Origin of the sequence: Vibrio sp. TRT 1302 (assembly GCF_050113875.1) — a bacterium.
Lineage (GTDB): Bacteria > Pseudomonadota > Gammaproteobacteria > Enterobacterales > Vibrionaceae > Vibrio.
Map to the genome: position 1 here is coordinate 1 of NZ_JBNJOF010000018.1, position 25,139 is coordinate 25,139.

Genomic DNA, 25,139 nt, shown 5'->3' on the forward strand with positions numbered 1-25,139 from the left:
GTGAGGACTTGTTCGAAATCGACAGTGCAACTGGCGAAATCTCTCTCACCGCCGCAGGGGTGGCCGCGTTTACCAATGATTATGAATTGCCAGACAATCAGCACACCATCACGGTCGTAGCATCGGATGGTGAGCTCGAAACATCAGTGGACGTTGATTTGTCCGAGTTGGATCTCAACGAAGCCCCTGAGTTTGAACAACCAGATGGTTATTCGTTCACCTACAACGAAAATTCCTCTGACGCCTATGTGATCGGTACCGTGACCGCCACCGATGAAGATGCGGGCGATGTAGTGAGCTACAGCATCAGTTCGAATGTTCAGGTTGATGGTGAGGACTTGTTCGAAATCGACAGTGCAACTGGCGAAATCTCTCTCACCGCCGCAGGGGTGGCCGCGTTTACCAATAACTTTGAATTACTTTCCAACGAGCACTCTATCACGGTGATGGCGTCAGACGGTGAACTCAATACGGAAGTCGTGGTTGACCTAACGGAGCTTAACGTTAACGAACTACCTGTTACCGAAGACTTTAACGTTGATGCAGGTGAAGCGATCATTGTGCCGATTATATTCGACTCTGATGACGAACTACTCGACCACATTTCAGATGAAGATGATGACTTTAATGGTGTTGAGCTCAACGTGATGATCACCTCTTTGCCACAATACGGCACCTTGCTCTATACCGATGACTTTGGCGAAACCAGAGTGATTACTGAAGCGGATCTTCATGTATTAGGTAATGAGATTGACCCTGCCAAGTTATTTGATCCTAGCAACTTTACTTTTGTCCCAGGACCGGGCGATCCATTTGAAATGGGGTATAGCGGCGACCCAGAGAATATTGTTCTTGATGAAGATGGCTTCTATAACTGGGGTGAGTGGGTCAGTGATACCGAACGTCTAATCACTTTAGAGAATGGCAACACCATCGGCATATCGATTGTCGACAACAACGATAAACCGCTCAAACAATACACAGGCGGCCCTGCCCATGTTGGTTGGGGTATCGGTGATACCGACGGTAGCGGTATGAATAAAGAGGAAAAATTAATCATTGATCTTAGCAACAACCCTCTCGGTGTGGTGACCTTTGGCTTAGATGGTATGGGGGGCTCATTTGTCGCCAACAGTAATGTCTATGTCGAGGTTACATATACGTTTGCTGATGGTACGACTCATGTAGAGCAATACCAGAAAGATGAGGGTGACGTGGGTAACGAGCAAATTCTTTACGAATTTAGTTACTCCTCTCCAGATAACCCAATTGTTCAGATGGAACTAAGTTCGACAGGGGGCAACTGGGAGTTACGTTACTTGTCAGGTACACAAGAGATCACTGAGGACATCACTTTTGATTATGTGGCTGTCGACTCAGACTTAGCGGTAAGTAACGAATCAACCGTGACCATTGATGTATCGGAATCTCCAGAGTATGAAGTGCTTTCCGCAGCTCAAGGAGATGAAATGAATGCTGATTTGGGTAATCAAATGATGCTCGGTGATAGCGAGGACAACGTGTTCACTTGGCTTGATAGTACCTTAGACAACGGAACCGATGTTGTTGACAACTTTGAGCTCGGTAGTGATTTGATCGATTTACGCGGTATTTTGGAACAAGATGACAACGTACTGCTGGGTGATCTTATCGATTCGATCAGCACTGAAATAGACGGTGATGACATTGTTATGACCGTGTCAGATGAGGGACGAGAGCAAACCATAGTGTTAGAGGGAGTGACCACAGCCTTTGAAGAGGCAGGCTTCATCGAGAACAATGCGATCACCAATGAGTTGGAATTATTGGCTCAAGTATTGAAAACAGATGCAGCATAATTAACCAATAAAATGGCCAGCCAAACGGTTGGCCTTTTTGATATTTGGGTCATTATTTTAAAAGTACAGGTCAAAAAATATTGCCAGATGAATTCGAATTATGTTAATTTTCGCCGCAATCTCGGAGATGAGTCGTAATTCGATATTCTGGGGGATACGCGTGATGGCATTCGGGCTGAGTGAACATCACGTAGGGTAGGTATCGACAAACCCTTTTGTCGATAGACGGGATACTTATGTCGCTGAAGACATGTGAATGGGAAACCCAACATTGAATCCACTAAACAAAACTACACTAATCAGCTTAGTTCTACCGCAATGCCCTGTTTTACAAGACAGTTGCATTACTGAACCTTGATCTAAATTTTCTTCTATGTAGTCCATCGTAATGATGGAGCGAATTGTCGTACGCGTTATTTATTTCGATCGCGGAACGGCTTGCTGTACCCTCAATTCAGACGTTTTTTCTGCTGAGGGATAATTACATTTCAAGGGATTAGATCATGAGCACAGCCTTTGAAGTCGATAACGCAGTGATGAACACCGATATCGCAACCCCTTTTTCTACACAAATTCCAGTATTGGATGGCATCTACGATTTGACGCCAGACCAAGTACTGATTGATCAAGAGCAGCACGAATCTGCCGTACGCTCTTACCCTCGTCGTCTACCTATCGCAATCAAGCAAGCCTACGGTGTGCTTGTTGAAGATACCCGCGGACAGCTATTTCTAGACTGTTTGGCTGGTGCGGGTACGTTGGCATTGGGCTATAACCATCCAGAGATCAACCAAGCACTTAAGGATGAACTCGACAGTGGTTTGCCATATCAAACCCTTGATATTGCAACGGAAGCCAAAACAAAATTCATTAAGAGTGTTAAGCACTTTCTTCCTCAGCAATTAGGCGACAACTGTGTTATTCAGTTTTGTGGTCCTTCAGGCGCTGATGCCGTTGAAGCTGCGATCAAATTAGCGAAGCAGACTACTGGTCGTAATACCATGTTCGCTTTCCGAGGCGCATACCATGGTATGACAAACGGAACCATGGGCATGATGGGTAACTTGGGAACCAAGGCTCGTCGTACCGGTTTGATGTCTGATGTTCACTTTATGCCTTTCCCTTATAGCCTACGCTGTCCGTTTGGATTGGGTGGTGATGAAGGTGCTAAAGCAAGTATCCGTTATATCGAACGTCTGCTAAACGATGATGAAGCGGGCATTATGAAGCCAGCCGCCATCATTGTAGAACCAGTACAGGGCGAGGGTGGGGTCATTCCTGCACCTGCTTTCTGGTTACGTGAGTTACGTCGTATCTGTGATGAACACGGTATCCTACTAATTTTTGACGAAATTCAGTGTGGCGTTGGTAAAACTGGCTACAACTTCGCGTTTGAAGAAGCGGGTATCATTCCTGATGTACTGTGTTTATCAAAGGCGATTGGTGGTGGTATGCCTATGTCGTTGCTGGTAATCAACAAGCAGCACGACACATGGAAACCAGGCGAACACACAGGGACTTTCCGCGGAAACCAACTTGCGATGGTATCGGGTGCTAAAGCGCTAGAAATTATCCAACGTGATAACTTGGTTGAGCATGCCAACATTGCAGGTCAATATCTGCGTCTTGGTCTTGAAGGCATTCAAAAACGTGTAGATTGTATCGCAGAAGTGCGTGGCAAAGGCTTGATGCTAGGTGTTGAGATCCGTAAGCCAGGCAGTGAACTGAATAAATTCGGCGAGCCGGTATCTGATGGTCAACTGACACTGAAAATTCAGCGTGCAGCGCTAGAGCGTGGTCTGATGGTAGAAAAAGGCGGGCGTGACGGTTCGGTTATCCGTTTCCTTCCTCCTCTGATTATCTCTTTCGAGCAAATCGACTTTGCATTACGTGTGATTGAAGAAGCGATTCTTGTTGCTGGTGGTAACCCAGTGGACCCTGAGCAGGCGAATGAGAGCTGGAAACAGCACTTTATCCAAACTGGTGAAACAGGCGGTCGTGAGTTTGCCAAAATGATGAACCACGCGACTTCAGCGATGAAAGCCGTGTTTGAACAAGTTGACGCACCATACTCTGGTCTAGAACCAAAGCTATTGGAGCAAGCGATTAACTCTGTTGACCTAGATAACAGAAACGCGCCACTTGCAGACATTATTGGTGAAACCGCTGAATTAGTTGCGAAAAACTCAATCATTGTTCAGCATCCAGACTGTATCGCTCATCTACATACACCACCATTGATGCCATCGGTAATCGCGGAAGCGATGATCGCGGCGCTAAACCAATCAATGGACTCTTGGGATCAATCGTCAGCAGCCACTTATGTTGAGCAAAAAGTCGTAGACTGGATGTGCAGCAAGTATGAACTTGGTTCAAAAGCGGACGGTGTATTCACTAGTGGTGGTACGCAAAGTAACCTAATGGGTCTGTTGCTAGCGCGTGACTGGGTAGCAGATAGACTGAACTCTCACTCAGTGCAAAAGCAAGGCTTACCTGATTACGCCTCAAAGCTTCGCATTCTGTGTTCGAAAAAGTCTCACTTCACAGTACAGAAGTCCGCATCTCTGCTTGGGCTTGGTGAAGGCGCGGTATGCTGCGTTGATGCCAATCCAAATGGCACGATGAAAGTCGCAGCGTTACAGGCAGAAGTTGAGGCTCTGCTAGGTCAAGGTCTGATTCCTTTCGCAGTCGTGGGTACCGCGGGGACAACCGATCATGGTGCCATTGATGACCTAGCGGCAATTGCGGATCTCGCACAGCAAAACCAGATGTGGTTCCACGTTGACAGTGCTTATGGTGGTGCGTTGATCTTAAGCAGCCACAAAGACCGTCTAGCGGGTATTGAACGTGCAGATTCTGTTAGCGTTGATTTCCACAAGTTGTTCTATCAAACAATCAGTTGTGGTGCGATTCTCCTTAAAGACAAAGCTAACTTCCGATTCCTACTTCATCATGCTGATTACCTGAATCGCGAACATGATGAGCTACCGAATCTGGTCGATAAGTCAATCGCGACGACCAAGCGTTTTGATGCTTTAAAAGTGTTCATGACAATGCAGAGTGTCGGTCCAGATACCCTGGGAGAAATGTACGATCACGTTATTGAACAAACTCAGCGTGTTGCTGAACTTGTTGACGTACATGAAGGGTTTGAGTTGTTGGCTCAGCCTTCTCTTTCTACGGTGCTGTTCCGTGCGGTGAATCCAAACGCCACTGATCTCGATGAGCTGAATAAAGTCGTAAGACTAGAGGCTTTAGTCCGCGGAATCGCGGTACTAGGTGAGACTGTGGTTGATGGCAAATCGGCACTGAAGTTTACAATTTTAAATCCATGTTTAAAGATTTCTGACTTCGAATCTTTACTGAACAAAATCAATACACTGGCGATTGAGCTAGCAAAATAAAGGTAACAAATACTATGGCTATTCTACAAATTGGTGCAGGTGGTGTCGGATGGGTTGTTGCTCACAAAGCGGCACAAAATAACGATGTTCTAGGTGATATTACTATCGCTTCGCGCACAGTCGGTAAATGTGAAAAAATCATTGAGTCTATTCAAAAGAAGAACAACCTCAAAGATCCTTCTAAAAAGCTAGAATCTCGCGCAGTGAACGCAGATGACGTGGATGCGTTGGTTGCACTGATCAACGAAGTGAAACCTGATCTTGTTATCAACGCTGGTCCTCCGTGGGTCAACATCAAGATTATGGAAGCATGTTACCAAACTAAAGTTAGCTACCTAGATACTTCAGTGGCTGTAGACTTGTGCTCAGAAGGTCAGCAAGTTCCTCAAGCGTACGACTGGCAATGGGGTTACCGCGAGAAGTTCGAACAAGCGGGTATCACAGGTATCCTTGGCGCAGGTTTCGATCCTGGCGTGGTATCAGTATTTGCAGCGTATGCCGTTAAGCATCTGTTTGATGAAATCGACACGATTGACGTGATGGACGTAAACGCAGGTGACCATGGTAAGAAGTTTGCGACAAACTTTGACCCAGAAACAAACATGCTTGAGATCCAAGGCGACTCATTCTACTGGGAAAACGAAGAGTGGAAGCAAGTACCGTGTCACTCACGTATGCTTGAATTCGACTTCCCACTAGTCGGTAAGCATAAAGTTTACTCAATGGCGCACGACGAAGTTCGTTCAATGCAAGAGTTCATCCCAGCAAAACGTATTGAGTTCTGGATGGGCTTTGGTGACAGATACCTAAACTACTTCAACTGTATGCGTGATATTGGTCTACTGAGCCCAGAGCCACTAACACTGCATGACGGTACTGTTGTACAGCCTCTTCATGTTCTAAAAGCACTACTGCCAGATCCGACTTCTCTTGCACCGGGTTACACAGGTAAAACGTGTATCGGTACATGGGTTCAAGGTAAGAAAGACGGCAAAGAGCGCAGTGTCTTCATCTACAACAATGCCGACCATGAAGTTGCATACGAAGATGTAGAACACCAAGCGATTTCTTACACCACGGGTGTTCCTGCAATCACTGCTGCGCTTCAGTTCTTCCGTGGCAAGTGGGCGGACAAAGGCGTGTTCAACATGGAACAGCTTGACCCAGATCCGTTCCTAGAAACAATGCCAGAAATCGGTCTAGATTGGCATGTGCAGGAACTGGAAGTTGGTCAGCCTGTTATCCATAAGCTGAAGTAATTGGCCGGAACGACTGACAGATAAAATTTAAGCCGATGCTTTGCATCGGCTTTATTCGATTTTAGAGTGAACCTACTCAAGGTATTAGAATGCAACATAACGAACTTAAAACCCCTTACTTTATGATCAATGAAGATAAGTTGGTTGAAAACCTCGAGAAAGCGAAACAGCTTAAAGAGATTTCAGGTGTTAAGCTGGTGCTGGCGCTGAAATGTTTCTCAACTTGGGGTGTGTTTGACATCATTAAGCCGTATCTTGATGGTACAACAAGCTCTGGCCCGTTTGAGGTTAAGCTTGGCTACGAAACATTTGGTGGCGAAACACACGCTTATAGCGTCGGATACAGTGAAGAAGACGTACGTGAAGTTGCGGATATCTGTGACAAGATGATCTTCAACTCTCAAAGCCAGTTGGCAGCCTACCGTCACATTGTTGAGGGTAAAGCATCACTAGGATTACGTTTGAATCCAGGTGTGAGCTATGCAGGACAAGACCTTGCTAACCCTGCACGTCAGTTTTCGCGCTTAGGTGTTCAAGCCGATCACATTGAGCCGCAAATCTTTGACGAAATTGATGGCGTGATGTTCCACATGAACTGTGAGAACAAAGATGTGGATGCATTTATCGGTTTGCTTGATGCTATCTCAGAGCAGTTTGGTGAATACCTCGACAAACTTGATTGGGTGAGTATGGGCGGTGGTGTGTTCTTCACTTGGCCGGGCTACGATATCGAAAAACTAGGTTTAGCGCTAAAGGCGTTTTCGCAAAAGCACGGCGTTCAAATGTATCTAGAACCGGGTGAAGCAATCATCACTAAAACCACTGATCTTGTGGTGACAGTGGTTGATATTGTTGAGAACGTAAAGAAAACGGCAATTGTCGACTCGGCAACAGAAGCACACCGTCTGGATACGCTTATTTACAATGAGCCAGCTTCGATTCTTGAAGCATCAGAGAACGGTGAGCACGAGTACGTGATTGGTTCTTGTTCTTGTCTGGCTGGCGACCAATTCTGTGTTGCTAACTTCGAACAACCGCTAAAGATTGGTCAGCGTCTGCACATCTTGGACAGTGCAGGTTATACCATGGTTAAACTTAACTGGTTTAACGGGCTTCGCATGCCTTCGGTTTATTGTGAACGCTCTAATGGTTCGATCGAAAAACTGAACGAGTTCGACTACTCAGACTTTAAACGTTCATTGTCTCAATGGTCAGTGAAATAGGATTGACTGACGTCGACGAGTAACGAAAAAGAGAGCGCCATTGGCGCTCTCTTTTATTAACAAACTGCCTTAGCTTTCAACTAAGACGCGAGTATCTTCACTGAGAGACTCCAGTTCATTAGCGACATCTTTGATGTCGAGCTCTTTTGGTAATCTTATTGCCATATTTGCGGTAAATAGACTTGAGCTGACACCGCCACCACCAGCGATAAATACGCGCTGACAATCCATATCTAGAATATTAATACCCTGACCATCAAGTACATGAGTGATCTCATTGACAATGCCCGCTCGATCGTTGGAATCGAGTCTTAATTGGTAGATGGTATCAACGTGATGATTCGCCTGATCGGATTCCGTGATTTGTACCAGTAAGTCTGGGTGACCATTGAAAGCATCTTTGACCACCTCGGCATTCTCAGTAGGCAGCTCAACTTTTATTACCGCAGCAACTTGATCCTCAATAAAATTAACTTTGCTGATTAACCACTTACCACCATTCTCATGGGTGATTGCGGCTAACTGCTTAATTGTCGCTGGTGTTGCTTTACCGACGAAGTTAACGATAAATGTGCTTTGCATAGTGGGCCTCCTAGCGTTGATACAGGCAAGATTCATCAGTCCAGACCTATAGGAGGATGACTGCCTAAATTCAGTTTAGGATTGTGGCAAATGTTAGGTTTGACTTGGGTCAACTTTTAAACCTAATCTATTGTTGGCATTACTAATATCACGTAGCGAGCACAAAAAAAGCGACGTGGAGACGTCGCTTTTTCATAGGATTGAGAGGTATTTAGAAGGTGATTTTCATTTCTACGCCGTAGAAAACGTCATCGTAGCTCGCACCCGCATCCATGGCGAATTTAGCGGCATCTTGGTTACCAAACCAAGGTTTGCTGCTGTATTGGAACTCAGCGCTGCCGCCCCATGCGTCACTCACCCAGCCATGAATATGGCCAACAGGGTTGAGGAAGAATAGGGTAATGCCACCCATGGTTTCAGAACCCATGACTTCGCCACCAGACGCTACGATATCTTGTTCTGCTTCGAACATCATTTCACCAACAACCGCACCAAAGAACGGAGTAATGAAGATATCTTGCCATGATGGGATCTCTGCGAAGGCTTCGACGCCGTATTCCCAGAAGAATGTCGACATCGTGGCAGAGTATAGAAACGACTCAAATTCATTGAATCCAGCATGGCGAGCTGCGGTGTAGTAAACACCACCAAAATATGGGTGCATGATGTAGTTTAGGAAATGTTCGTCACGGTCCCAAACAGGGCCATCAGTGACGTTATCTTTCCATTTTTTACCAAGGCCGCTTAAGTCACGATCTTCTTCATCCCACTTTGTGATAGATTCTGGAAGTAGTGTCATCAAGCCGACGGTTGCAACACTCAAGCCTAAGATGGTGTAAGTCTGCCCCATAAGGTAGTCCCAATCTTTTTCGCTTGAAGGCGTGAGATACTTTGGCAGCCCCTGATCTTCAAGTTTGAGATCATTTTCGGTCAAACTTAACGAATAAGGATCTTTAGATTGATATTGATAGGAGTGATTGTAGAACGTGTCGGTCTCAGCTTGATCTACTGTATACGAAAACTCAATATGTTGATTTGATTCATAAACATTAGCGTTGGCGCAAGCAGACGCTGACAACATTAAAGCAGTAATGCTTTTTTTGAACACGGAAAACTCCATCGTTATTATTTTAATGATCAGGTTCACAATTATCTTATAAACTTAGCGGAATAGAAACCCGTAATTGTCCTAAATAAGTAATTGGTTCGATTTTAGGACTATGAGAATAGTAATTATAAGTTAAACTCACGAACGTGAGAGGTTTCCCACAAAGGATAAATGATGTTAAAAATCGCAATGCTAAGCACTGGGGAAGAAGTTCTTCACGGAGATATTGTTGATTCCAATGCTGCGTGGTTGTCACGTCGATTTTTCGAGAATGGTTACAGTCTGACCAAACGTTCAACGGTTGGCGATGAAATGTCTGCGCTAGTGGAAGAGCTTATGATGCTCAGCTTCAATAGCGACATTGTCATTGTAAACGGTGGTTTGGGGCCAACTAGCGATGATTTAAGTGCTCAGGCAGCCGCAGAAGCAGCCGAAACAGAGTTGGTGCTGTTTCCTGAATGGTTGGAAAAACTAGAGCGTTTTTTTGCTGCTCGTGGTGTCACTATGCCAGAAAGCAATCGCAAACAAGCCATGTTGCCAAAAGATTCCGTTCTACTCGATAACCCGATTGGGACGGCTTGCGGGTTTAAAGTTACTTTCAATAACTGTGATTTTTATTTCACTCCTGGGGTGCCGAGTGAATTCAGGTTAATGGTTGATCAGCAGATCCTACCGGATATGAAGCAAGTTCATCCCGATGTCGTTGGTCTGGAGTGCAGTAAACTCTACACATTTGGCACCTCAGAGTCTGCGCTGTCCGATAAACTTGATAAAGTTCAGTTGCCTCAAGGGTACACGCTTGGCTATCGTTCATACCTTCCATACATCGAAGTGAAACTGTTTGGTCCAAAGAACGATTTGGATAATCGCGTCAAGCTGCTACAAATCATTTTCAACTTGATCGAAAGTAATGTTGTGAGTGTCGATGAGTCGATGCAAGAACATATTGCTTTCCTCATTCAAGAGAAAAAGTATTCGATTTCGACCGCTGAGCAATCAACCTTTGGTGCGTTATCTCAATGTTTGCACTCAGACTCACAAGCAGCACAATATTGTGGGCATGGTTGGGTGTTAGGTGAGCGTGTTGCTGTTGGAGATGCGAATGATGATCCATTGGCGGCGGCCTTTGCCCTTGCGGGTGCGACCAAAGATAAATGCGCAACGGATCTGGCGATTGTGACAGGTAAGGTATCCGACAAGACCTTCTCCGTGGCGATCGCGGCACCGGAGGGGGAGTGGGGGCAAACCTTGACCTTAAATCGTAATTACAGTCGCGATGAGCAAGTTCTCGTTATCACCACGGTGGCGGCAGATATGTTACGTCGTTACCTAAGCGCTAAGCCGATGTTCGTTTCCTACAGTTCTCTAACGAGAGAAAAGGAAATGTTCGTTCCAAGAAGCGTCCTCAAAGCATAGTTATTCAGCTAGAAGAGCGAGCCAGTTTTGTCAAACTGGCTCAGACTGCTGTTCTGTAATAAGTGAATGAATATGTTTCTTATTACTCATGCCGTCTCATATTATTTTCTTATGCAAAAATCATATAATGCTTAACGCGATGATTTTCAATAGAACAGAAACTTGTCTTACTTTTGCAACGTGCATTCTTCACAATAACCTTTAAACTGACTATTCGATTTGCAAACTGTTCAAGGAGGTTCGCATGTTTGGTCAATCAAAAATCATTGTGTGGTATCAGGTTGCAAGCCAAAAAGTCCTTTTGGGTGAGGCGGTTAGGGATGGCCATCAAGATATGATCTCATTATGGTTGCAAGCTCCAAAAGAGAAGCGAGGCGAGGATAGCCTTGGCTATCACCTATCGTTGTTCGATGACGATGGTAGGGAGATTGCGGACAAGTCTGTCTCCATGGTGACAGCCGATCAGTTTTTGTCGCGGGCTTAAACCTTGGGTACAACCACAAAATTAGTTTAGTTTTCACTTTTATGTTTTGGTGAATAGTTATTCACATTGGCGTTATCATTCAAAAGGTCTAGAGAATAGAATTTTTGCTTCTGATCTGCGAGTGGTAGGGTTTTGTGACTGACACAGCGAGTTAGAGATGTAATGGAATATGTTTTTCTAAACGCTGTGATCAGACCTTATTCCTACGACTAAATCCAGCAAATTTACTACTAATGGATGAGACGAGTCTTCTTGTAACAAAAGGTTAATCCGTTAAGCTGAAGATTAAGTCAATTAACAGGAGAGGCTTGGTTATGTACAAAGTCTTGATTGCCGACGATCATCCGCTTTTCAGAGACGCGATCGTTCACATTTTAGGTAGCCAGTTTCCCAATAGCACCACTTACGAAACGGAAGACATCGCCACTACCATTGAGTTTGCAAAGGCCAACGATGAGATTGATCTGATCATGCTCGATTTGAATATGCCGGGTATGACAGGGCTGAATGGCTTGCTTGATCTGATCAACGAATGCCCAACAACGCCAGTTGTGGTGGTTTCTGCTGAGAACAAGAAGCAAGTTATTTTGCAAACCATCGCCTATGGCGCGGTAGGATTTATTGCCAAATCCTCCTCTAAGGAAACAATAGCTGAAGCGATTGAAAGTGTTTTGCAAGGCAATATCTATCTTCCCGCTGATATTATTCGTACTCAAGCCTCCGCCACTTCAGTGAAACAAGACTCTCCGCTGACTCCAGAAATGTTGTCATCGTTAACACGTCGACAATTGATGGTTCTAAAATGCATGACTAAGGGTGAGGCTAACAAACAGATCGCCTACAACCTTAATGTTTCGGAGACCACGGTTAAATCTCATGTCTCTTCGATTCTGAAAAAGCTTGGTGTGACCAACCGTGTTCAAGCTGTATTAGGATGCAGTGACATCGACTTCAATCAATACCTCAAGCGCTAAATACTATTTGAGTAAGTAGTGTATAGAGGTTTTAAGCTTCATGGGTTTGACCGGTTTATGGAGCAGCAGGATGCCATTGTCTTTCACCTGATTTTTCAGCTCATCACTATAGTTTGCAGTGATCATCAAGGTAGGTAGCGGGTTTGCTCTCTCTGTGCTGATGGTCTTTGCGACATCTAAGCCGTTCACACCGTCATCAAGGTGATAGTCAACAATCAGTAAATCGACCTTGTCTGCTACGGTATCGACTTTTGAACGAAGTTGCTCAATGCTGGTGGCTGTAGTGAGGTTGTATCCCCAGTTAGATAACAGTTGGTTCATCGCGTCACAGATACTAATGTCATTATCTATTAGCCACACATCACGCCCTACGACATGGGTGTGTGCCAACACTCGCTCAAGGGGGTCGACTTGCTTGGGTAAGTGGCACAAATGTCCGAGCGGCACATCGACGGAAAACACCGAACCTTTGCCTTTAATTGAACGTACGTGAATCGGATGTTCCAACACGTTTGACAGTTTATCTACGATAGACAAACCAAGTCCGAGTCCATTGCCATACGCTTTGGATGATGACTTGAGTCGTTTGAACTCTTCAAATATCACCGAGAGCTGATCTTCTGCGATGCCAGCGCCGTTGTCCCACACCTGAATTGAGATCTTGTCGCCTTGCCTTCTGCAACCGAGCAACACTTTGCCATGGTCGGTATATCTAAATGCGTTAGAGATAAAGTTACGCAAAATCCGCGCGAGTAGGACGCTATCCGAATAGATCACGCCTTGAAAAGGAACGTACCTAAGTTCAACGTTATATTGTGCTGCGCTATAGCGATACTCGTTAACGAGGTTGGTCAGTAACTCACCTAGATTAAAGGCACTTTTATCCGCTTTAACTACGCCAGCATCCAGCTTGGAGATGTCAACCAGCGTGCTGATCAGATTCTCTAAGTCGTCCAATGAGTTGGAAATGGAGTTGAGCAGCGACTGATCTTTTTGCTGTTTTAACTGAACGGCGAGGGAGCTAGTAAACAGTTGCGCCGCGTTGAGAGGCTGAAGTAAATCGTGGCTAACGGCGGCCAAGAATTTAGTTTTAGATAGGTTAGCTTGTTCGGCTTCACTTTTTGCCGCAGTGAGATCGAGCTGTGCGCGTCGACGCTCTTCAACTTCGCCATGCAAGATGTCGTTGAGTCGTTGCAACTGAGAGGTACGTTCTTCGACACGCAATTCCAGTTGGTCATGCGCTTTTTGCAGCGCTAAGGCGTTCTTACGTCGAGTGGTGACGTCACGGACAAGAACAAAGAAACCCAGTACATTGCCGCTGTCATCTTTGTTAGGAACGTAAGACTTGTGCAAATATGCCGTCTCACCAAGATGATTCACCTCTTCAACTTCAAAGTTAACGCTTTCTCCTTGAAGAGCTCGAGAAACGTGCGGCTGAAGCAGACTAAAATCGCCGTTGATGCGACTTGCGCGTAGGTCGATACCATACAGCTCACCCTGTTCACGACCGTACCAATCGACATAGACTTTGTTGGTAAATTGGAACTTCAGATCTGCGCCAACATACGCAATCATCGCTGGGACGTTATCCGTTATTAACCTTAAGCGGCTTTCGCTTTGTTTAAGTGACTCTGCGTAACGATGAGAGCTGGTGATGTCAGAAAAGGTTTTGATTAGCTTGCCGTTGCTCAGGCGGTGGTCCTTTATCTCAACCACATCACCATTCGACAGCGTTTGAACATAACTTCCGCGGTTTTCGGTTAGAGGTTTAAGATCAAGCTCCGTTGCATTGCTTAGGTTGGAGATGAAGGGTTTGACGCGTAACGTCTGTGAAGAGAGTTTGCTGATTTCAAGAAAACGTTGGTTCCAAACTTCGACTCGGTTGTGCTGGCTGATAAGCATCACTCCTTGCGAAAGGTTATCAACCAGACTTTGGAGCTGCTTGGACTTTTGCGCCATTGCGTGCTCATAGCGTTCACTCTCGGCGTGCTTGAGCGCGGTAATGTCTTTGTAGAGCATTACCCAACCACCTTCCTGAGTACGATGCTCATTGAGCTGAAACCAGCGATTGTCGGCGAGTCGGTAGACCGAACGACTATCACCATCTCCCGGATAGGCTTGAGAGATGATCCCCCGTGTTTTTGCTAATGCTTTAAAGTCATTGAGGTTGGTGCCTTCTTCACTGCGCAGGCCAACTTGTTCCCAATAACGAGAGAAATGACTGTTTTGCAGAATAATTCGTCCGTCACAGTCGAGCAAAACGAATGCATCGGAAATACTTTCAATGGCATCAATAAAACGTTGCTTAAACAGGTTCGCTTGCTCATTTTCAGCTTTGAGGGCGCGTTTGCTTCGTTCGAGCTCCGCCAAGGTTTCATTGAGGGTTTGAGTCGTTTCTTTTACTTGTCGAGCGAGTTGCACTGAGTGTTCAAAGGTCGCGTAGGGTTGATTGCCAACGCTGCCGCCATCTTCAATACGTTCAATCAACACCTGATTGATCTTGCGCAGCTTGCGATTCTCTTCTCTCAGCCTTTGATTTTCTTCCTCTAGTCGTGGATCACTCATGCACATCTCCTGACAGATAGACACCGGTAAAGGTCTGATTCAGATGAGTACCATTGATGTGTTCTCCATAGGTATTAAAACCAAAGATACGATACTCCTGTTGTAGTCGACTCATGGGCTCGAGTTGTTGACGCTGCTCGATCTCAAGACGGCGTAGGAAACAGTCACAAGCCAATACACATTCAGGTTTGTCGAGACGCTGTTCTATTGCAGATAGCTTGTCCGATAAGGTGCCGACTATACTGCCCATTTCAACTGCGCTGAGAACAATACCCGTGTCGACGGCGCAGTAGAAGGTGAGGCTTTGGTCTTCTAAATTGACTTTTTGGATTGAACGGGCGTAGTACTTGCCGCCAACCTTTACCGCTAGAGGGTGTAAGGAGAACACCTCAGGATTCAACTGCGAGACCTCTAAACCTAAGATACGGGCATACTCAAGCGCAGCAGGTTCCGAATTGAGCTCAAACACTGTTCTGGAGTGAGAATCCGCGGAGGTGACGACCAGCTTCTCTTTTGAGGTTTCAATGTGATTGGAATTGAACACCTCAAACTTGCAGCGAGAATGAACCATAACCACAACGGCAGCATTTTGCAGAAACTTCCCTTGATGATAAACGTGGGTGTTCGCGAGATTAATATCGTCTCCCGCGGAGCCTCCAAAGTGTGGCAGCCCACTCGCGGCCATGTTTAACACACTGAGCAGTTGTTCCTCTTTGGCAGACAAGCCATCTATCAGGGTCAATAAGAATGAGTGGTATGGCTTATCATCGGAGATCTTGAGTTGGCAAGCTTCTGTCAGCTGATTGATGGTGCTCTGTGCTTCGATTAAGTCAAAGGCATCGAACTGGTCGATGACTGCTGAACTAATGGAAAAATAGTGAGGAGAAAACCAGATCGCTACGATGGAGTGTTGATCGTAACCCTGACTTGTTACTTCGCCGGCAGTTGTACAACCAGCGAGCTCTACTCCTTGAAATTTTTGCTCAAGTGCAGGAGCCAACTGGTGAAGTGGATAGACAGCAGAGCAGTAAAAAAGCACAAATCCATTGCGTGGTTCGCCTAGCTGTTGGTAAATCTCGGCGCACGCTTGTTTCGGTTCCAGTGAATTGCTGACCGCATGTTTAGTTATTGTGTGAGTCATACTTATCCCTGTATCTGACTTTAGTTGTTGATGATCTCGTCAGCGAGCTGGAAAAGAAAGTGCCTAATGCACGTTTCAGAAACTTGCTGTAAGAAATTATCTAGGAATATGAGATCAAAAGGGGCATCTGCATTTTTTGTTATCTCGTCAATCTGTTTTGGACTAAAGGCTCCGTGTTGAGTTGGGTAGTGGCTAAGGAGTTTATTCTTGGCGAGCGGCAAGCTGTGGCTGATGAATCGGCCGTTTTCCGCCAGTGCGGTTAGTGCGTGATAGACATGTTGTTTGCGTTGAGCTGGATACTTATCAAAAACGCTATAGAAATAGAGCTGATTGGTGTGATGGCAATAGTGGCATGCGATGACGTAGCATTCACCATCCATTCTTGGACGCATAAAGAGTCCAGAAGCTTGAATGATATAGTGGGACAGTTCAGCAATAAGCCTATTTTGCGGTTGCAAAGGAAGGCGATACAACCAGTTATCTTGGTACCAACATTGCGGAGAATCGAGAGTTATCTTTTGCTCCAGTGGGCGCAGTATTGATGGCAAATCAACAAAATAACACTGGGGGTTTTGATTAATTAAAGCGTCGATATCGACTTGAAGGACATCACGGTCGCGCGTGGTTTCCATCAATAGTGTCGAACCGTAGGCCAACGCTCGCCACTCCCATTTCTTTTCAATCAATCTTACTACCACTCTTGGGTTAACCTCTTTCCTTAAACTGACGATTGCAACGGATCGCCAAGGAACGGAGCGAGTAGATAACTGGCGCTCTGCCAATAGCTGTGGAATGACTTCATCGAGGGGCTTTGTTAATGGCTTACGTGCTCTTTGCGTTGTCGTTTCGACGTCTGAGCATCGGATATTGGCGAGTGTGCTTGTACACGCTCGATGTCGGATTTGCTGAGTCAGCCTTGTCAGGCTCATCTCTTCGCCATTGCTATGACCTTGATAGTAAAAGCGTATCAAGCGTTGGATGGCTTTGGGATATTTACCATCCTCAAAGTGCCAAGGTTGTGCGTAGGCGTGTGGTGTATCAATGAGCTCTATCAACTGCTGATGAATTTGTTTGAGCTGGTTTGGTTGACCAAGCACCCGCAGAGCAAATTGATTGGTGCTATTACACTCATAACTCAATGGCAGTAAATGGGCATCTAATGACGCTATCATCTGATTCAGTATCGGCTCTAACTTTTTGATATAGCAGTAGAATGATTGATCTAGCCACCAACTGAACACAGTCTTAGGCTGTTTTGATAAGTTTGGCGTGCAGGAAGACAGTTGTATGCGATGAGTGGCGAACCGTTGTGGCTGATCATTATGTGATTTAAGCAACGTCTCGAGATGAACAACAAAGGCTTGGATGTCGGGGCAACAAGTGACGAGTTCTATGTTAGCGCTGCGATAGTAGCGACGATGATAATCCCTGAGGTCATCGACCGTTATGTCCGCTAGTGTATCGGTAACTCCACCATAGCATGCAATCCGATGTTGAGACTGATCGCCCCTCAACACTTCAATCTGTCGAAGATAATGGGGGTTACTTTGATATCCATTTAGCTCACGATAGATGACACCCAAATCTTCGCCATTCGATACTTCTTTGAGGTGTTGCTCACGGCCTATTATTGGAGAGAGCATGCCCATTAACAGATACTCTGCGGCTAGATGAAAGTGCGCTTGGTTGGAGGCTGAGAAGTGAAAGCAGGTCACGCCATTCAAAGTGGATGCGTTCAAGCTAATGCTGGTTAATGCGACTAGCTGGTGGAAGCTACTAGGGTCGTTAAATGAACGACTTTGTCTAAAGACTAAATGCTCTACAGCGTGTGCGATCCCAGAGTCATCTACACTCGGGGTGCGGACAAAAAAGGCGCCGCAGTATCTATTTGTGTGGGTGTCTGTCGGGATATTAGAATGAGCGAGACCGCACGGATATGTAAATTGAGTTACCTTGTTCTCCGCGAGAGTCACTTTGGTTGGGTACACACCGCATTGGCTCATAGTTTTTGTAGAGCGATATCTGCTTTGCGTCTGCGGTGCTGAATCGGCTTAGTTGGCCTCGAGGCCTGTTCAATTGCTTTGGCAACCAAGTGATGATCTTTGGATTTACTGCACACAGGATCGGTACGGTACATATCCCCAGTCATCATATAAGCCTGACAACGACAACCACCGTGATCTTGATGCTTTTCGTCACATCCTTTACAAGGTTGTGGCATCCATTCATCACCACGGAAGTGATTGAAAGAGAAGTCTTCATGCCAGATTTGTCTCAATGAAGTATTCCTGACATTGGGAAAGGTTAGGGGCAGCATTTTTGCGCTGTGGCAAGGTAGGGCACTTCCGTCAGGAGTCACAGTTAAAAAGGTGCTTCCCCATCCGTTCATACATGCCTTAGGCCGTTCTTCATAGTAGTCTGGAGTAACAAAGATAAAGTGAGGATCCTGTTTGCTCGCTTGTTGTCTGAACTGATTTACAACACTCTCTGCCGATTCTAACTGCTCTTTGCTTGGCAGAAGATGGTCGCGGTTATCAAACGCCCAGCCATAGTATTGGGCCGTTGCAAGCTCTACATAGTCGGCTTTCAGTTCGCAGCTAAGGCGTAAAATGTCAGGGATTTGATCGATATTCTGTTTAGAAATGACAAAGTTGAGTACCATTGGATAGCCTTGCGCCTTGACCAGTTCTGCCATTTTCTTCTTTTGTTCAAACGCGTTCCCACGACCCGCTATCGCATTGTTTAACTCAGGGTCAGCCGCTTGAAAGCTGATCTGAATATGATCTAATCCCGCTTCTTTTAGGCGTTTAATTCGCTTCTCTGTCAGGCCAATTCCCGAGGTAATCAAGTTTGTGTAGAAGCCAAGTGAGCGACCTTTTTCTACCAGCTGCTCAAGATCTTTGCGCAGTAACGGCTCACCGCCAGAAAACCCCAATTGCACTGAACCTAACTGACGAGCTTGCTCCAAGACATTGAGCCACTGTTTGGTATCTAGCTCATCGGCTTTGTTGCCCAAGTCGGTAGGATTAGAACAGTACGCGCAGTGCAGAGGGCACTCGTAGGTGAGTTCAGCTAACAACCATAGAGGTGGCCCTAAAGGGTTAGAATCAGACATAACGAATCCATTTCTTTTCATATGCCACCGTTAGAAACTCCTTGATATCGTCAAGAATATCTCCGGCTTCTGGAAACTGGGCCGCAAGGTTTTGATGAATCAGATTGATAGAGTCAACGCCGTTAACTTGTTTCAATATTTCTGCTGCACTTTGGTTAAGTTTGACCATTCCTTCGGGGTAAAGTAGCACATAGCAATTTTGTGCCTGCTCGTACTGTAAACGAAACAGCGGATTTAACTCGGGTGTGGAAGTTGTACAAATCATTAAAAAATACCTTTGTGGCAGCTTGGGCGATTGTCTAAGTGAGCATAGGGCGGTTGTTCGTAGTGATAAGCCATCATCATCGCATCAAGCATTGACCATAAGATATCGAGTTTGAACTGAAGAATGTTCAGCGCGTGTTCTTGCTGCTCACGAGTTTGGAAGTGATCCAATGTTATCGCCAACCCATGTGTCACATCGCGACGAGCTTGTGACAAGCGCATCTGGAAGTATTTGAGACCCTGTTGCTCGATCCAAGGGTAGTTGCTTGGCCAAGTATCGAGTCGACTTTGGTGGATTTCAGGGGCAAACATTTCAGTTAGTGAAGAACAAGCGGCTTCCTGCCATGAAGCGCGTCTTGCAAAGTTAACATAGGCATCAACCGCAAAACGAACGCCCGGCAAAATGTATTTTTCATCGAGCAGGTCTTTTCTACTGAGACCTACGGCCTCGCCAAGGTTAAGCCATGCCTCGATTCCGCCCAAGGTTTCATCATTGATGGAGCCGTCATGGTCGAGGATACGTTGGATCCAAGAGCGACGAGTTTTGATATCCCGACAGTTAGCAAGAATTGCTGCATCTTTAACTGGAATGTTGATTTGATAATAGAAGCGGTTGGCGACCCATCCTCGGATCTGTTCAACACTGCATTCCCCTTTATGCATCATGACATGGAAGGGGTGGTGGATATGATAAAGCTCGCTCTTCTCTCTCAGTTTTTGTTCAAACTCTTGTTTAGTCCATGGTTGTTGCATTTCGGCCTCTCATATCGTTATTTCCATACCATCAGTGGCGATTTCGACGCCGTTATTGATGACGTAATGGTACGCTTCCGACTCTTCGTTGAGGATTGGGTTAGTGTTGTTGATGTGAATCAGTACCTTGCGTTTTATATCGAATTTACTCAGTAGTGCGACGCTGCCGTGTTCACCATTAACAGGCATATGTCCCATCTCGGAACCAAGCTTGTTGCTAAACCCCTTGGCGATCATTTCGTCATCTAGCCATAAGGTTCCATCGACTAATGCACAATCGGCAAACGCAAGCATGGACTCGACGAGTGGAGTGGATTCGACAATTCCTGGCGCATAAAACAGGTAGTTGCCGCTGGTGGTGTCGACAATTTTGAGACCGATATTGTTGCCTGGTACGACATCGTCACGGTAGGGTGAATAAGGCGGAGCGTTAGACTCAAGATGCACTGGAAAAAACTCCAGTGTGGGTATGCCTTCAACGCGAAACCCTTGCAGGTGATCGGTTCCAATAGGGCGAAAATCTAACCCTCCGTGCCAATGACGAAGAACGTTAAATAGCGGCAATGCGGTTGTTAAGTCTTCATGTACGACCTTGGTACAGTAGACAGGTAGCGGTAAGCCTTCGCGAAGAGTTAGCAATCCAGTTACGTGGTCGATTTGACTGTCACTTAATATCGCTGCGCGTATATTGGTTCCGCGAGCCTGATTCTCCGGCCACAGTTGTGGTGACTGATTGATTTGTTGACGGATGTCTGGCGAGGCGTTGATCAATACCCAACTATCGCCGTCCGCACTGACGGCTATCGATGACTGAGTTCTAGCTTGAGCTTTAATGGTGCCGTTACGAAGGCCTGAACAGTTTTCACAATGGCAATTCCATTGGGGGAATCCCCCTCCTGCAGCTGAACCTAATATAAGAATTTTCATTCGCTCGAATCCATTCGTTGAATGCTTGGGTAATAAGTGTCGATCAATTCCCTCCATCATTCAGATAGAGGGAATTAACGGTTATCGGTTACTGATATATAAAGTAACTTCAAATCCTAAACGCATATCTTGAAAGTCAGGTTTAGTCCACATATCGAATACCTCCGTTGTTATTTGCATGTATTACCGTATTCAATATAACTGCTGTTAACTTGCGTAAATATTATACTTTGGATGGAGAAAAGGATGATTCTGTGCCTACATCCTTGTATGGAATTGTCGCCAAGTCTTTCTCTTTACGGGCTCTTTTTTGATATTTAGTGACGACACAAATATTGGGGCTCTGTATTGTGACCACGCATTCTAGGCACTGAATACACTCTTGGTAATTTATGCTTCCGTCATTATTAATGGCGTCGATATGGCACTTCTTAGTGCGGCACATTTGACAGGGATTACCGCACTCTTTCTTACGTTCAATCCATTTAAATAGTGGAAACCTTCCTAGCACAGCTAGACCAGCCCCAAGAGGACATAGATATCGGCAGTAGAACTTGTGAATCTTCAAGCTAATCAGCAACAAAACAGCAGCGTAAATGGTGAACGGAACCTCTCGGATAAAATGGAGAGTTATCGTGGTTTTAAATGGCTCTACTTCAGCCAGCGATTCAGCCATTGGCAATGAGTAGAGTGCGACCAATATCAGGGAAGATAGAATCAAGTATTTGATTTTTCTAAGATTGAAATGGTAAGGCGCTATCGTGCGAATCTGCTTTATTCTAAGTTTGTTTGCGATGATTCCAATCAACTCTTGAAGTGCCCCAAATGGGCACAGCCACCCACAGTAAACGCCTCTTCCCCATAAAAAGAGAGTCACAAAAACAAATGACCACAGAATAAAAATCACCGGATCTAAGAGGAAAAACTCAATTTTAAATTGGTTGATCAGCGATAGCAGCAAAGTATATATGTTGGTTACGGATAGTTGGCCTTGAAGATAGATACCAATCCATAACAGGGTGAACATTAAACTACCAAAACGCAGTAAACGAAATGAATGATATTTCGTTGTGAAGACTTTTTGTTTAATGAAAATGGTGGTGATAAGAGTAAGGTAGATAAGCAGTAAAGATATATCGAGAGATCTGCTCAGCCATATTTTTAGCCACAGAGGTTTATCCTGTCCATTGTCATTGATTTCTGCTTGTTTAAATATCTGCTGAGGTAATGAAAACGGGTGACTAAAGGTTACATTTTTTCTTGTTAAATGGTTAACCGCATAGGGCATTTCGAGCCCAAACGTAAACGCACGATGTAACTCAAAACCAGATTGTGACTTGATGGTAAAAATCTGAATATCATCATAATTTGGTATCTCCTGAGCAAAGTAAGGAGTATGGAAGCTATAGAAATCGATGTCTTTTAGCTCTATGGGCAATTGATCCTGTTCTAACGTAATCCGTGCCGGGACAGTCTGCGGGACAAACTCTTCGTCAATGAATGAATAGCTCCCTTGATTCAACATCAAGATGGCCTGTTCTTCAGACTTTAGGTTGTCTTTGAGACGCGCAAACTCTTGTTCACCTAGAAGGTTTAAGCCAACGATAGGTATGCTTATTGGAACAATATAGAAATCGACGAACTTTTTGCTCTCTTGCATATACTGAGTGGCTTCGTTAATGGCTTCATCGGGCAGGTTTTTTAGCGAACGTTCATCCACTATCCAGCGAGAAATAAAACCCTGATCCAGCAACTGCTCAAAGCTCATTGTGATGAAGTAGTCTGGTTTGATGACATAGGGAGTAGTTGGTGTAAATCCTTCTAAATGCTGACGTGCCACTTTGAGGGCAGAGGCGATAATCGTGTCGTGGATTACCATGACAGATACTGTCGCTCTAGTAATGCCATCAAATTGGGTAATATCTGGTGAAGTAGGATGTTTGCCACCAATGATGAAACGTTCTGTGACAGAGTGACCCACATACTGATCAATAAAGTCCAGCATGGGTTGTTCTCCCATGCCATGCATGAAGATAGGTTCATGATGAGTGAGTACTTTAACGCCACTAATCTTCCCTTGTGGTGTGAGACCTATCAGAAGGTTTATGGTATCGCCTGAAAACCCTGGGAAGTGGGTAATGGCATCACTTTCGAATACAAAACCGAGCAGTTGGTTAAGCTGATAAACGGCAGTCACCTTGGGTGAATCGGGTTGGGATACGATACGTGTAGCGCTTGGAAATAGTTCAGCAACATCTAAAGGCATATCACTGACCTCGGCCGCGCAGCTAAAAGAGGCGGTGAGCAACAGGGAAAGAAGCAGTGACTTTAACCCTATCAACAAGTGACAATAAGAAACCTTGTGAAGGTAGCAGAATGGTGTGGCAGAGTTCATATTAGAAAACGGCTCCCAACTCTAAAGGGTCGGGAGCCGAGCGTGAGCCTTAGAAGAAACCAAGTGGTGATGTGCTGTAGCTCACCAGTAGATTCTTAGTCTGCTGATAGTGATCGAGCATCATCTTATGAGTTTCACGACCAATACCAGATTTTTTGTATCCGCCAAATGCTGCGTGCGCTGGGTAGAGGTGGTAACAGTTAGTCCAGATTCGACCAGCTTGGATGCCGCGTCCCATACGGTAAGCTAGGTTGCTGTCGCGTGTCCATACACCAGCGCCAAGGCCGTAAGCGGTATCATTTGCAATTTCTAATGCTTCCGCTTCATCTTTAAAGGTCGTCACTGCGATAACTGGTCCAAAAATCTCTTCTTGGAAGATACGCATCGAGTTATCACCTTGAAGGATTGTTGGCTGGATGTAGTAGCCATTGTTTAACGCGTCACCCAGTGTTTCCTGATCGCCACCACTAAGAACTTTCGCACCTTCTTGCTTACCGATGTTTAAGTAACCCATGATTTTGTCAAACTGCTCTTGAGAAGCTTGAGCACCAACCATGGTTTCGGTATCCAATGGGTTGCCGCGAACGATTTTCTTCGTTTTCTCAAGAACTTTCTCCATGAATTGATCAAAGATGTCTTCCTGAATAAGCGCTCGAGAAGGGCAGGTACAAACTTCGCCTTGGTTAAAGAAACCCAGAACAAAGCCTTCTGCACATTTCTCTAGGTAGTCGTCTTCATGCTGAACGATGTCGCTGAAGTAGATGTTTGGCGACTTACCGCCTAGTTCTACAGTGGATGGGATTAGGTTTTCTGCTGCACATTTCAGAATGTGGTGCCCCACGGCTGTTGAACCCGTGAAAGCCAGCTTAGCAATACGAGTGCTAGTCGCTAGCGCCTCACCGGCTTCTTTACCGTAACCGTTAACGATGTTTAGTACACCTGCTGGAAGTAGGTCTTCAATCAGTTCAACAAGCACAAGGATACTCGCTGGAGTCTGCTCCGCTGGTTTAAGAACGATACAGTTACCCGCTGCAAGAGCAGGCGCGATCTTCCAAGCAGCCATTAGCAGTGGGAAGTTCCAAGGAATGATCTGACCAACCACACCTAGAGGCTCGTGGAAGTGGTAGGCAACCGTACCATTGTCGATTTCAGATAAGCTGCCTTCTTGCGAACGTAGACAGCCAGCAAAGTAACGGAAGTGATCAGAACTTAGCGGAATATCTGCCGCCAGTGTTTCGCGAACGGCTTTACCATTTTCCCAAGTTTCTGCGACCGCAAGCGCTTCGAGATTTTCGTCGATACGATCCGCAATCTTTAGCAGGAGGTTCGAACGCTCTTGTACAGAGGTCTTACCCCAAGCGTCTTTCGCTGCATGTGCTGCATCCAGTGCTAGCTCGATATCCTGTGCACAAGAACGTGGAATTTTACAAAACTCCTCACCGTTGACAGGTGAAGTATTGCTAAAGTAGTTACCGTTGACTGGTGGTACCCATTTACCGCCAATAAAGTTCTCGTATTGAGCTTTAAATGAAACAACAGAGTTTTCAGTCCCTGGATATGCGTAGATCATATGTCACCTCGATGTTTGGCCTACAGAGTGAGATACTTTCCTTGGCCTGTTTTGAATTTGCTTTGTGTTAAAGCACCTTGATGACTTCATCTTAGACCTGCGTTCAAAAACGCAACATGCT

General features: G+C 45.5%; 19 protein-coding genes. 7 read left to right on the forward strand and 12 right to left on the reverse strand.

Features of this window, described 5'->3' with window-relative positions; translation table 11 throughout:
* The 4 genes from ACQEXP_RS16805 to nspC form a co-directional block, all read left to right on the forward strand.
* Positions 1-1,838, forward strand: a 1,838-nt coding sequence (locus ACQEXP_RS16805) for a cadherin repeat domain-containing protein (RefSeq protein WP_426971005.1), incomplete at its 5' end; no start/stop codon positions are given.
* 503 nt (positions 1,839-2,341) lie between these two features.
* Positions 2,342-5,242: a pyridoxal phosphate-dependent class III aminotransferase gene (locus ACQEXP_RS16810; RefSeq protein WP_426971006.1), complete on the forward strand. Its 2,901-nt coding sequence runs from the start codon at positions 2,342-2,344 to the stop codon at positions 5,240-5,242.
* A gap of 14 nt (positions 5,243-5,256) precedes the next feature.
* Entirely contained in the window at positions 5,257-6,501 is a 1,245-nt protein-coding gene (locus ACQEXP_RS16815) for a carboxynorspermidine synthase (RefSeq protein ID WP_269376348.1), read from the forward strand.
* 89 nt (positions 6,502-6,590) lie between these two features.
* Positions 6,591-7,724 carry a carboxynorspermidine decarboxylase gene (nspC, locus tag ACQEXP_RS16820; RefSeq protein WP_269376349.1) on the forward strand — a complete coding sequence of 378 codons (1,134 nt, stop codon included), beginning with the start codon at positions 6,591-6,593 and terminating at the stop codon, positions 7,722-7,724.
* A gap of 69 nt (positions 7,725-7,793) precedes the next feature.
* Here nspC and ACQEXP_RS16825 read toward each other — a convergent pair whose 3' ends face one another.
* Together ACQEXP_RS16825 and ACQEXP_RS16830 are read right to left on the reverse strand one after the other, a co-directional pair.
* On the reverse strand, positions 7,794-8,306 hold the full coding sequence (locus ACQEXP_RS16825; RefSeq protein WP_269376350.1) for a glycine cleavage system protein R: 513 nt from the start codon (positions 8,304-8,306) through the stop codon (positions 7,794-7,796).
* Between the two features lie 211 nt (positions 8,307-8,517).
* Positions 8,518-9,414, reverse strand: coding sequence for a DUF3943 domain-containing protein (locus tag ACQEXP_RS16830; protein WP_269376351.1), 897 nt, complete (start codon positions 9,412-9,414; stop codon positions 8,518-8,520).
* A 174-nt stretch (positions 9,415-9,588) separates the two neighbouring features.
* On the opposite strand from ACQEXP_RS16830, the gene ACQEXP_RS16835 reads away from it, so the two are divergent.
* The 3 genes from ACQEXP_RS16835 (at position 9,589) to ACQEXP_RS16845 (ending at position 12,288) form a co-directional block, all read left to right on the forward strand.
* Positions 9,589-10,830 carry a CinA family nicotinamide mononucleotide deamidase-related protein gene (locus tag ACQEXP_RS16835; RefSeq protein WP_426971053.1) on the forward strand — a complete coding sequence of 414 codons (1,242 nt, stop codon included), beginning with the start codon at positions 9,589-9,591 and terminating at the stop codon, positions 10,828-10,830.
* A 244-nt stretch (positions 10,831-11,074) separates the two neighbouring features.
* A complete protein-coding gene (locus ACQEXP_RS16840) occupies positions 11,075-11,314 on the forward strand; it encodes a hypothetical protein (protein WP_269376352.1) in 240 nt (79 codons plus the stop codon).
* Positions 11,315-11,628: 314 nt separating this feature from the next.
* Positions 11,629-12,288 (forward strand): response regulator, encoded by a 660-nt coding sequence (locus ACQEXP_RS16845; protein WP_426971007.1) that lies wholly within the window; start codon positions 11,629-11,631, stop codon positions 12,286-12,288.
* Between the two features lie 3 nt (positions 12,289-12,291).
* Here the strand turns inward: ACQEXP_RS16845 and ACQEXP_RS16850 are convergent, their stop codons facing one another.
* From ACQEXP_RS16850 to exaC, 10 genes are all read right to left on the reverse strand, one after another.
* Positions 12,292-14,853 (reverse strand): NahK/ErcS family hybrid sensor histidine kinase/response regulator, encoded by a 2,562-nt coding sequence (locus ACQEXP_RS16850; RefSeq protein ID WP_426971008.1) that lies wholly within the window; start codon positions 14,851-14,853, stop codon positions 12,292-12,294.
* On the reverse strand, positions 14,846-15,994 hold the full coding sequence (gene nosP / locus ACQEXP_RS16855) for a nitric oxide-sensing protein NosP (protein WP_426971009.1): 1,149 nt from the start codon (positions 15,992-15,994) through the stop codon (positions 14,846-14,848). The genes ACQEXP_RS16850 and nosP overlap by 8 nt, the downstream gene beginning before the upstream one ends.
* 20 nt (positions 15,995-16,014) lie before the next feature.
* Positions 16,015-17,982, reverse strand: a complete 1,968-nt coding sequence (locus tag ACQEXP_RS16860) for an insulinase family protein (RefSeq protein ID WP_426971010.1) — start codon at positions 17,980-17,982, stop codon at positions 16,015-16,017.
* A gap of 11 nt (positions 17,983-17,993) precedes the next feature.
* Complete coding sequence (gene pqqE / locus ACQEXP_RS16865) at positions 17,994-19,109, reverse strand: pyrroloquinoline quinone biosynthesis protein PqqE (RefSeq protein ID WP_426971011.1); 1,116 nt, start codon at positions 19,107-19,109, stop codon at positions 17,994-17,996.
* Positions 19,102-19,374 (reverse strand): pyrroloquinoline quinone biosynthesis peptide chaperone PqqD, encoded by a 273-nt coding sequence (pqqD, locus tag ACQEXP_RS16870; RefSeq protein ID WP_426971012.1) that lies wholly within the window; start codon positions 19,372-19,374, stop codon positions 19,102-19,104. Before pqqD ends, pqqE begins: the two co-directional genes overlap by 8 nt.
* On the reverse strand, positions 19,374-20,126 hold the full coding sequence (gene pqqC / locus ACQEXP_RS16875; RefSeq protein ID WP_426971013.1) for a pyrroloquinoline-quinone synthase PqqC: 753 nt from the start codon (positions 20,124-20,126) through the stop codon (positions 19,374-19,376). Before pqqC ends, pqqD begins: the two co-directional genes overlap by 1 nt.
* A gap of 9 nt (positions 20,127-20,135) precedes the next feature.
* Positions 20,136-21,053, reverse strand: coding sequence for a pyrroloquinoline quinone biosynthesis protein PqqB (pqqB, locus tag ACQEXP_RS16880; RefSeq protein ID WP_426971014.1), 918 nt, complete (start codon positions 21,051-21,053; stop codon positions 20,136-20,138).
* An 81-nt stretch (positions 21,054-21,134) separates the two neighbouring features.
* A complete protein-coding gene (pqqA, locus tag ACQEXP_RS16885; protein ID WP_138922177.1) occupies positions 21,135-21,206 on the reverse strand; it encodes a pyrroloquinoline quinone precursor peptide PqqA in 72 nt (23 codons plus the stop codon).
* Positions 21,207-21,276: 70 nt separating this feature from the next.
* Complete coding sequence (locus tag ACQEXP_RS16890) at positions 21,277-23,448, reverse strand: 4Fe-4S binding protein (RefSeq protein ID WP_426971015.1); 2,172 nt, start codon at positions 23,446-23,448, stop codon at positions 21,277-21,279.
* A gap of 49 nt (positions 23,449-23,497) precedes the next feature.
* Positions 23,498-25,018 carry an acetaldehyde dehydrogenase ExaC gene (gene exaC / locus ACQEXP_RS16895; protein ID WP_269376362.1) on the reverse strand — a complete coding sequence of 507 codons (1,521 nt, stop codon included), beginning with the start codon at positions 25,016-25,018 and terminating at the stop codon, positions 23,498-23,500.
* Between the last annotated feature and the right edge of the window lie 121 nt (positions 25,019-25,139).

Coding starts and splice junctions, on each gene's coding strand:
- pqqB (WP_426971014.1), bottom strand. CDS start 21,053: ATGAAAATTCTTATATTAGGTTCAGCTGCAGGAGGGGGATTCCCCCAA.
- ACQEXP_RS16835 (WP_426971053.1), top strand. CDS start 9,589: ATGTTAAAAATCGCAATGCTAAGCACTGGGGAAGAAGTTCTTCACGGA.
- ACQEXP_RS16810 (WP_426971006.1), top strand. CDS start 2,342: ATGAGCACAGCCTTTGAAGTCGATAACGCAGTGATGAACACCGATATC.
- pqqC (WP_426971013.1), bottom strand. CDS start 20,126: ATGCAACAACCATGGACTAAACAAGAGTTTGAACAAAAACTGAGAGAG.
- ACQEXP_RS16825 (WP_269376350.1), bottom strand. CDS start 8,306: ATGCAAAGCACATTTATCGTTAACTTCGTCGGTAAAGCAACACCAGCG.
- ACQEXP_RS16850 (WP_426971008.1), bottom strand. CDS start 14,853: ATGAGTGATCCACGACTAGAGGAAGAAAATCAAAGGCTGAGAGAAGAG.
- pqqE (WP_426971011.1), bottom strand. CDS start 19,109: ATGTCTGATTCTAACCCTTTAGGGCCACCTCTATGGTTGTTAGCTGAA.
- ACQEXP_RS16815 (WP_269376348.1), top strand. CDS start 5,257: ATGGCTATTCTACAAATTGGTGCAGGTGGTGTCGGATGGGTTGTTGCT.
- pqqD (WP_426971012.1), bottom strand. CDS start 19,374: ATGATTTGTACAACTTCCACACCCGAGTTAAATCCGCTGTTTCGTTTA.
- ACQEXP_RS16845 (WP_426971007.1), top strand. CDS start 11,629: ATGTACAAAGTCTTGATTGCCGACGATCATCCGCTTTTCAGAGACGCG.
- exaC (WP_269376362.1), bottom strand. CDS start 25,018: ATGATCTACGCATATCCAGGGACTGAAAACTCTGTTGTTTCATTTAAA.
- ACQEXP_RS16890 (WP_426971015.1), bottom strand. CDS start 23,448: ATGAACTCTGCCACACCATTCTGCTACCTTCACAAGGTTTCTTATTGT.
- ACQEXP_RS16840 (WP_269376352.1), top strand. CDS start 11,075: ATGTTTGGTCAATCAAAAATCATTGTGTGGTATCAGGTTGCAAGCCAA.
- nosP (WP_426971009.1), bottom strand. CDS start 15,994: ATGACTCACACAATAACTAAACATGCGGTCAGCAATTCACTGGAACCG.
- nspC (WP_269376349.1), top strand. CDS start 6,591: ATGCAACATAACGAACTTAAAACCCCTTACTTTATGATCAATGAAGAT.